General features: G+C 42.6%; 10 protein-coding genes. 9 read left to right on the forward strand and 1 reads right to left on the reverse strand.

Features of this window, described 5'->3' with window-relative positions:
• Nucleotides 1–462: 462 nt before the first annotated feature.
• The 8 genes from pstS to pstB (HC723_RS15835) all read left to right on the forward strand — a co-directional run bounded on the left by pstS (nt 463) and on the right by pstB (HC723_RS15835) (nt 8,359).
• Complete coding sequence (gene pstS, locus HC723_RS15800; RefSeq protein WP_153448811.1) at nt 463–1,521, forward strand: phosphate ABC transporter substrate-binding protein PstS; 1,059 nt, start codon at nt 463–465, stop codon at nt 1,519–1,521.
• 169 nt (nt 1,522–1,690) lie between these two features.
• The gene (gene pstC / locus HC723_RS15805) at nt 1,691–2,623 is read left to right on the forward strand and encodes a phosphate ABC transporter permease subunit PstC (RefSeq protein ID WP_190339763.1); all 933 of its coding nucleotides are present in this window, start codon (nt 1,691–1,693) and stop codon (nt 2,621–2,623) included.
• A complete protein-coding gene (pstA, locus tag HC723_RS15810; RefSeq protein ID WP_153448812.1) occupies nt 2,623–3,492 on the forward strand; it encodes a phosphate ABC transporter permease PstA in 870 nt (289 codons plus the stop codon). The genes pstC (HC723_RS15805) and pstA (HC723_RS15810) overlap by 1 nt, the downstream gene beginning before the upstream one ends.
• Nucleotides 3,493–3,635: 143 nt before the next feature.
• Complete coding sequence (pstB, locus tag HC723_RS15815; protein ID WP_203218787.1) at nt 3,636–4,442, forward strand: phosphate ABC transporter ATP-binding protein PstB; 807 nt, start codon at nt 3,636–3,638, stop codon at nt 4,440–4,442.
• 222 nt (nt 4,443–4,664) lie between these two features.
• A complete protein-coding gene (locus tag HC723_RS15820; RefSeq protein WP_190339760.1) occupies nt 4,665–5,486 on the forward strand; it encodes a phosphate ABC transporter substrate-binding protein in 822 nt (273 codons plus the stop codon).
• Nucleotides 5,487–5,640: 154 nt separating this feature from the next.
• Nucleotides 5,641–6,561 (forward strand): phosphate ABC transporter permease subunit PstC, encoded by a 921-nt coding sequence (gene pstC / locus HC723_RS15825; protein WP_153448814.1) that lies wholly within the window; start codon nt 5,641–5,643, stop codon nt 6,559–6,561.
• A 5-nt stretch (nt 6,562–6,566) separates the two neighbouring features.
• Nucleotides 6,567–7,505, forward strand: coding sequence for a phosphate ABC transporter permease PstA (gene pstA / locus HC723_RS15830; protein ID WP_238925526.1), 939 nt, complete (start codon nt 6,567–6,569; stop codon nt 7,503–7,505).
• Nucleotides 7,506–7,609: 104 nt separating this feature from the next.
• Entirely contained in the window at nt 7,610–8,359 is a 750-nt protein-coding gene (pstB, locus tag HC723_RS15835; RefSeq protein WP_153448815.1) for a phosphate ABC transporter ATP-binding protein PstB, read from the forward strand.
• A 151-nt stretch (nt 8,360–8,510) separates the two neighbouring features.
• Here the strand turns inward: pstB (HC723_RS15835) and HC723_RS15840 are convergent, their stop codons facing one another.
• Entirely contained in the window at nt 8,511–9,023 is a 513-nt protein-coding gene (locus tag HC723_RS15840; RefSeq protein WP_190339761.1) for a glucosamine inositolphosphorylceramide transferase family protein, read from the reverse strand.
• Between the two features lie 64 nt (nt 9,024–9,087).
• Between HC723_RS15840 and HC723_RS15845 the strand changes: the two genes are divergently transcribed.
• Nucleotides 9,088–9,349, forward strand: a 262-nt coding sequence (locus HC723_RS15845; protein ID WP_190339762.1) for a transposase, incomplete at its 3' end; no start/stop codon positions are given.

Raw genomic sequence — 9,349 nt, forward strand, 5'->3', positions numbered from 1 at the left:
GGCTAAAAGCCTTTTACTCTTCGTTAAGTCACATTTACTTAGAATAACTAGGCTTCAATCGACTTGCCTCGATTAAAAGGCTTTTATCTCGAACAAAATTTAATCACGAAAGATCAACAGCCCCTAGATTCAGCTTTTCTTTAGGCGCATTTAACCTTGATAACATTGCCGTGTTCTACTCTTTCTCATATTTTCAGCCCCTATTAAAATGTAACAAAATCACTGTCACATTTAGTAGTCGAAAGCTCATAACACTCCCCGCCATCAAATCATATCGTGTTTAAAATCCATAATAACCATTAGCGAAAAAATAAAATCCGACACAAAAACAACCAACTACATTAATCTTTCAAATCTGAAACTTATGATTTCACATTCTTCAGCCCGTTGTAATAAAACTGAAATCTAAAGCAGTTAACGTTAGCCCTGAAAACACACTTACTTACAATTCAGGATGGAAAGATGAAGAAATACACTTTGGTTTTGACCTCGTTAGTTGCGTTATCTGCGTCTACTTTGATTGCACCGGCGATGGCAGCCACCACCATTAATGGCGCGGGTGCCACTTTTCCTTATCCGGTTTACGCCGATTGGGCCAAAGCATACAACCAAGAAACCGGTGTACAACTGAACTACCAAGCCATTGGATCCGGTGGTGGTATTAAGCAAATTGAAGCCAACACCGTTGATTTCGGGGCATCGGATGCGCCATTAAGTAAAGATGAATTAGACAAAAATGGCTTGGTGCAATTTCCTGCGGTCATGGGTTCGATTGTGCCTGTGGTGAACGTTAAAGGGATTAAAGCTGGCGAGCTTAAGCTGTCGGGTGAAGCTCTCGCCGATATTTATTTAGGCAAAGTAAAGTATTGGGATGATGCCGAAGTAAAAGCCTTAAATACCAATTTAGCGCTGCCACACCAAATGGTGATCGCGGTGCATCGCTCTGATGGCTCAGGCACTACCTACAACTACACTGATTACTTACAACGCGCGAGCAAAACTTGGGCCTCTCAAGTCGGTATGGGTAAAGAAATCGCTTGGCCAAAAGCTGCCACCGGTTTAGGCGGTAAAGGCAATGCTGGAGTCGCGAATCTCGTCAAACGTACTCCTGGCACAATTGGCTATGTTGAATACGCTTACGCTGAGCAAAATAATCTGGTTTACACCCAAATGAAGAATAAAGAGGGTCATTTTGTGAAACCTGAATTAGCCGCCTTCCAAGCAGCAGCGGCCAATGCGGATTGGTCACATGCACCGGGCTTTAAGCTAATGCTCAACGATCAACCGGGCGCACAATCATGGCCAATGACCGCGGCAACCTTCATCTTAATGCATAAAGAACAAGCCAATCCAGCTACCGCCAAAGAAGTGCTGAAGTTCTTCCAATGGGGCTATCAACATGGCGACATCGCCACCAAATTAGGTTATGTACCAATGCCAAGTAATGTGGTGGATATGGTGCAAACCATGTGGTCAAAAGAAATTAAAGCTAAAGACGGTTCAGCGGTTTACCAGCAGTAAATCCCTTCCCGATGATGGGGTTCTCTGCGTTGCTATGGCTTTGCTTATTTTGCATTGTTGATTTAGCCGCGCGAGAAAGCCCATCCATCATGGATCAAGACATCGTTAACAGGATATTACCTTGAACGTTCCACATATCGACGCATCTCAAAACTCAGTGATTCAAAGCGTGCCCCGAGCTCGATTTTTTACCCATAATCGAGTTGAGCGTTTATTTAAAAATGCGAGTTATACCAGCGCGTTATTCATCATGTTATTGATGATCGCTTTATTTGCTTCATTAGTCGGAGGGGCTTGGCCTGCAATTTCTAAATTTGGCTTTGGTTTTATTACCAATACCGAATGGGATCCCGTTCAGTCTTTATTTGGCGCGGCGAATGCTCTGTATGGCACCATTGTTTCTGCGATTATCGCAGTGCTACTGGCAACACCAGTGGGCATTGCGATTGCAATTTCATTATCAGAACTGGTGCCTAAATGGATTGCTAAGCCGATCAGTATGGCGATTGAATTACTGGCCGCCGTCCCGAGCATTATTTACGGCATGTGGGGGCTTTTTGTGTTCGCTCCGTGGTTTTCAGAAAATGTTCAGGTTTGGTTACTCGAGCATTTAAGTGAAATACCGGTCATTGGAGTGTTATTTAGCGGGCCACCGATTGGCTTAGGCTTACTCACTTCTGGCATTATTTTGGCGATCATGATTTTGCCGATCTTAACCTCATTAATTAAAGATGCCCTTTCAACCGTACCCAATGTATTGCGTGAGTCGTCTTACGGTATTGGCGCGCATTCTTACGAAGTGATTTTAAAAGTATTACTGCCTTCCATTAAAAGCTCAATCTTAGGCGCATTTATTTTGGCATTGGGCCGCGCATTAGGCGAAACCATGGCGATCACCTTTGTGATCGGTGGCTCGCAAGACATTAACGCATCGCTGTTTATGCCGGCAACCTCGATCTCAGCCACCATTGCAGAACAGTTTAATGAAGCCACCGATCCTGTGCATATCGCCTCACTGTTAGCGTTAGGTTTAGTGCTATTTGTGATCACCTTCATTGTGATGGGTTATGCCCGTCTTCAACTTAGAAAAGGGAACCGCTAATGACTCGCTCACAATGGCGTACCGCCAAAAGTAAAGCATTTAGAGCCTTGTGTTACAGCGCGACAGGATTGGGCTTAGCTATTCTCGGCGTGATTGTTTACAGCTTATTAAGCAAAGGTTTACACGGTTTGCATTTTTCAACTTTTACCGAATCGATGCCAAGCCCTGGCGGCGAAGGTGGTTTAGCCAATGCGATTGTTGGCAGTTTAATGATCAGTGGCGTGGGTATTGCTATCGCGATCCCGATCGGATTACTGGCGGGAACTTGGTTATCGGAATACGGTAAAGATTCAAAACTGGCCGATATTATTCGCTTTTTAAATGGCATGTTAATGAGCGCGCCATCGATTTTGATTGGCTTATTTGTCTATGAAATTTGCGTCAAACCGACCGGCAGTTTCTCTGGTTGGGCCGGCTCGATTGCGCTGGCGATGATCGCACTGCCGATGATTATTTCAACCACCGAAGAGATGCTTAAACTGGTACCGAAAAGCATTCGTGAAGCTGGCGCAGGCCTTGGTATGCCTAAATGGCGCGTCACCTTATCGCTCAGCTATCGCAGTGTTGGTGCTGGGATTTTAACTGGGGTATTACTGTCGTTTGCCCGTATTTGTGGTGAAACCGCCCCACTGCTATTCACCGCGTTAAACAATAATTTTATGTCACTTGATATGAATGGACCGATGGCCAATTTACCAGTCACCATTTATCGACTGGCGATGAGCCCTTATGACTCATGGAACGACTTAGCTTGGACTGGCGCATTAATTATTACCGTCGCCATTTTAATACTCAATGTGACTTCTCGAATGCTACCGGCAATGCTGGCGAAACGTTCGCACATCAAAAGCCAAAAGACACAAGGATAAGACTGATGAACTCGACTGCCTCTACTGTAATTAATCATCCTGTTATGAATACTAACCAAAACTCAAACATTGCAAATGCTGCGGAAAAAACGATGAATTCAGAAAAACCGAAAGCTTTAAAAGATATGAGAGCTTTAGAAAATATGAAAGCTTTGGAAAGCGTTACCAACCCTCCAATTGACACGGCATTATTATCAAAACGTATGAACATCCAAAACTTGAACTTCTTTTATGGCAAAGATAAACAAGCGCTATTCGATATTAATCTGCCTATTTATGATAATCATGTCACCGCCATTATTGGTGCTTCTGGTTGCGGTAAATCAACGTTATTGCGCACCATGAACCGTATCTATAACTTATATGATGAGCACTCAGCCGAAGGCAAGATCTTACTCGATGATGAAAACATTCTGACCACGAACTGTGATTTATATGGCCTGCGCAGCAAGATCGGGATGATCTTCCAAAAACCGACTCCGTTTCCAATGTCGATATATGAAAATATTGCCTTTGGCATTCGCTTAAACGAAAAAGTATCCAAAGCCGATATGAATGTACGAGTACAAGACGCACTAGAGCATGCTCGTTTATGGAAGGAAGTTAAAGACAAGCTACACGCCGATGCAATGGGGTTATCTGGTGGTCAACAGCAACGTCTTTGTATTGCTCGCACGATTGCTTTACAACCCGAAGTCATTTTAATGGATGAACCGACTTCGGCGCTCGATCCTATTGCCACACAAGGTATTGAAAGATTAATCGCCAAACTGAGAAAGACTTTCACAATAGTGATCGTGACTCACAATATGCAACAAGCGAAACGTATTTCCGATTTCACCGCTTTTATGCACCTTGGCGAGTTAATGGAGTTTGGTCAAACTGAACAAATATTCAATCGCCCAGCCCAAAGCATGACGGCTGAATACATTGGTGGCGATTTCGGTTAAGCCACACGTCAGTCCTTTTTGCTAGATGAATCGCTATTAATCTCACCATTAATAGCGACTTTTCTCGATTTTTGTTCATTCCACTTTTCGTTTATTCACAACACATATTCCCTCTGTCACGTACCCTTCAAATTACTGTCACACAACTGTCATATTTCAACCTTATTGTGTCATTCGTCAACTGAATAACTCAACGGCATGATGCCACAAAAGGAAATAGGAATGAAAAAGACACTAATCAGCACCTTAGCAATTCTTGGCGCACTGAGCGCAACCTCTGTATCTGCAAAAGAAACTATTTCTGCGGTGGGTTCAAGTAGTGTAACTCCATTAATGGAAATGTTTTCTGAAACCTATATGAAAGCAAACCCTGATATTTTCGTTGAAGTTCAAGGCCCAGGTTCATCGGCAGGTATTAAAGCAGCAAAAAGTGATTCTGCTGATTTAGGCATGTCATCTCGTAACCTAAAACCTGAAGAAAAAGAAGCCAACTTAAAAGAAGAAATCATCGCCCATGACGGTATCGCGGTTGTGGTTAACCCTGCGAATAAAATCAAAGGATTAACTGCTGCACAAATCACGTCAATTTATAAAGGTGAGGTCTCTAACTGGAAACAAGTGGGCGGCGAAGATAAACCTATCGTGACCATCACTCGTGATACCGCTTCAGGTACTCGCGGCGCATTTGAAGACATTATGAATTTAAAAATGAAAGTGAACGATATGAAAGTATCGGCAATCTCACAACGTGCACAAGTGGCTAACGGTAATGGTGGTTTAAAAACTATGGTTGCAAGTAACCCTTATGCGATTGGGTATATCTCTTTAGGTACGGTTGATAACACAGTGCACCCACTGGCTGTCGATGGTGTCGAAGCCACTATCCCGAACATCAAAAACGGTACTTACAAAGTTTCTCGTCCATTTTTAGTACTGTACCACGAAGGTAAACCATCAGCGTCGGCGCAAAAATTCCTAGACTGGATGCTGACTAAAGATGCACAAAAGATCGTGCTATCTCACGGCTACATTGATATCCACTAAGCAACACTTTAACAATTTTGCCTAGTACGCAAGTGCTAGGCTTCTTTTCCATCTCGACGTTTTTCCTGCTCCTATTTATAGCAAGAGCCATCGATTTGTGAGTTTTGAATACCCATCGCCACTTATAGTGACAAAATTTGGTAGTGACCAAACTATGAATACTATCGTTAACCCAGAAGCATCAAACACTTCTAATCAAAACGGTAATCTACGCCAAAAGAAAGGTGTAGATTGGAAAGAAAAAATCTTCCATGCCTTATTTCTAGGCAGCGCCATCATTGGGATTGTGTCTTTAGCCCTCATTGCTTATTTCATTATTGCTGAAAGTATCCCAGCGTTTAAAGCGGTCGGTGTTTCTGCCATTGTGTTCGGTGATAACTGGCTCCCCCCTGCCCTTTATGGTATTTACACCATGATTGTTGCTTCGGTCGTCTCGACCTTTGGCGCAGTAGTGGTTGGGGTTCCTATTGGCTTATTAACTGCAATTTTTATTGCTGAAATTGCACCGAAGAAACTGGCCGATATTATTCGCCCTGCGGTGGAACTGCTGGCGGGGATCCCATCGGTGGTTTACGGTTTCTTTGGTCTCGTGATTATTGTGCCGTTAATCCAAAATATCTTTAGCGTGCCTGCGGGTAACACAATTTTAGCGGGGATAATCGTGTTGGGCGTGATGATATTGCCAACTGTGATCACCGTGTCTGAAACCTCGATTCGCGCTGTGCCTCAAGCTTATAAAGAAGCCTCATTGGCACTGGGGGCATCAAAAACCTACACCATCTTTAAAGTATTACTGCCTGCGGCTCGTTCTGGGATCATGACGGCGGTTATCTTAGGTATTGCACGCGCGCTTGGCGAAACGATGGCCATCATTATGGTGATGGGAAACGCCCCTGCTATGCCAGAAGGTATTTTAGATTCTGCCCGTACTTTAACCGCCAATATCGCGATTGAAATGTCATACGCAAGTGGTATTCATGCCAACGCATTATATGCAACGGGTGTGGTGTTACTGGCTTTCATCATGATTTTAAATGCCGGTTTGCTTTATCTTAACCGTCAGAAGGCGAGGTAGTTATTATGACTATTCAATCAAACAATCAATCAAACAACCATCATGCACAAGCAACTCTCTCTCAGCCTGTTATTTCTCAAGCGCTGCGCGATAAGTTAAAGAAACAACGTCAGTTGAAAGATACGTTACTTAATATTTTTATTTGGCTATCCGCAGGATTAACCGTTGGCTTTTTATTTTGGATTATGTGGTACATCTTATCCAACGGCTTACAGCATGTAGATTGGAACTTTATTAGCGACGATTATACTCGTACGGGTGATGAACACGGTATCTTCCCTATGATCATCGCCACCATTTATATGGTGATTGCATCAATAGCGGTTGCCGCACCATTGGGCATCATGACGGCGATTTATTTAACCGAATACGCGAAACCTGGCAGCAAATTAGTCAAAGTCATTCGCTTTTGTACTGAGTCATTGGCCGGTATCCCATCGATCATCTTTGGTCTGTTTGGTATGACCTTCTTTGTTACCGTGATGGGCTTTGGTTTCTCGATTTTATCGGGGGCATTGACCTTAAGTATCTTGATCCTTCCGGTGATTATTCGTACCACAGAAGAATCATTAATGGCGGTTTCACAGACTTACCGTGAAGGATCTTATGGTTTAGGCGCATCTAAAATTTACACCATCTGGCGTTTAATTCTACCAAGTGCGATGCCGGGCATTATTACCGCAGTTATTTTGAGTGTTGGTCGCGTGATTGGTGAATCGGCTCCAGTGTTTTTAACCGCCGGTATGGTGGCGCGTATTCCCGAATCAGTGTTGGATTCAGGTCGAACATTAACGGTTCACTTATACAAACTAACCACTGAGCTTTTCACTATTGATGAGTGGAATCAAGCTTACGGCACCGCAACCGTTCTGATTGTATTAGTCCTAATGATTAACATGCTGACCAAGTTCCTTGGCAGTCGCTTTAATAAAGCCAATTACTAATATTTTATCTTAGAGACGTATTGATTCTAAACACCATTATTAATAACAAAGCAATTTGACTCTCAAAAATATCAGTGGCTTTGTTACCTAAAGAGAATACTAAAATGAACAAATTTAATATCGAAAACCTAGATTTATTTTACGGCGACAACCAAGCATTAAAAAGCATCAACTTGCCGATCCCACACCAGAAAGTTACGGCATTAATTGGTCCTTCCGGTTGTGGTAAATCGACCCTACTGCGCTGTTTAAACCGCATGAACGACTTAATCGCCGGCGTAAAAATCACCGGTAAAGTCAGCATGGATGACAATGATATCTACGGTAATATCGATGTGGCTGATCTGCGTATTAAGGTTGGTATGGTATTCCAAAAACCCAACCCATTCCCAATGAGTATTTATGAGAATGTGGCCTATGGATTACGCGCACAAGGCATTAAAGATAAGAAGCATATTAACGAAGTGGTCGAGAAATCATTACGCGGCGCAGCGTTATGGGATGAAGTAAAAGATCGCTTAAAATCACACGCATTTGGATTATCGGGCGGTCAGCAGCAGCGTTTATGCATTGCTCGCACTATCGCGATGCAACCGGATGTGATCTTAATGGATGAACCGACTTCGGCGCTTGATCCTATTGCGACTCATAAAATTGAAGATTTAATGGAGTCACTGAAGAAAGAATTCACCATAGTGATCGTGACTCACTCAATGCAGCAAGCACGCCGCATCTCAGACCGAACGGCCTTCTTTTTAATGGGTGAGTTAGTCGAACACAATGATACTGCTGTTATTTTTAGCAATCCAAAAGATGACCGCACTCAAGGATACGTCAACGGTGATTTTGGTTAAAAAACCAATGCCTCTCACCGCACGTTAAGCATAACTATAAAAAGCGATGGACCTTTTGCCCCTTTAATCGAGGGGCTTTTTTGTACAGTCACTGAAGAAAAACAATAAGAATAAAAACCCGATACCATGTAAATCTGCCTATTAGCGGCCCCTAATCTTTTACGTTAAAAAATGGTATTTCAGTGCCCAACTTTACCATCACTAAGTATTTTATTTTCCTATAAATATTTGAGTATTTGGTCAAAATGTTTTTTGAATCTATCACTGTCATATTATCCCAACAGGATAGTGTATGAATACCATCTGAAAATGGTTCAATCGGCATCACATCGTTAAAAAATTCTTCTTTATAACGACTTTTAGAGATCTCAGTAATCTTCATTACCTTCAAACTGCCACCATAAGTGACCGCACAGTTTTGACAAACACGATAATATTCACTTGAAGAGTAGTCATCAGTACGTTCAATGATTGGTCCGCCATTACGTCCAAAAGCTTTATCGTTCGCAATAGGTGAGCATGGGTGGGCCTGAAAATCCCCCAATAAAGAATCAGAAAAGAATAACTGTTGCTTAAAAGGTTCATCTGCGGTGGAAGTAAACAGATAAAATGTATCATCGATTTGTTTTACACAAGTATCGACGTATTTGGCACCACTAAGCATTATTCTGGTCTAATCGATCTGGACACCTTGATTGTGGATAATACGATAATCAATCGAGGTGAATATGAATACAAAACGTCAATATCGAACTTATACGAAAGAATTTAAAGAAGAGGCAATCGGCTTTATTACCGAACAAGGGTATTCTGTCGCCCAAGCTGCTGATGCGTTGGGAGTATCACAAAACCTGCTTTACACCTGGAAGCAGAAGGCTGACGAACTCAATAATTCATCTGTCAACGCAGATGAAAAAACGGAATTAATGGCTCTTAGAAAGGAAGTAAAGCAGCTTAGAATGGAGAAAGAGATCCTAAAAAAAGCCAGCG

The sequence above is a fragment of the Vibrio sp. S11_S32 genome (assembly GCF_014694465.1).
GTDB classification, from domain to species: Bacteria; Pseudomonadota; Gammaproteobacteria; order Enterobacterales; family Vibrionaceae; genus Vibrio; species Vibrio algicola.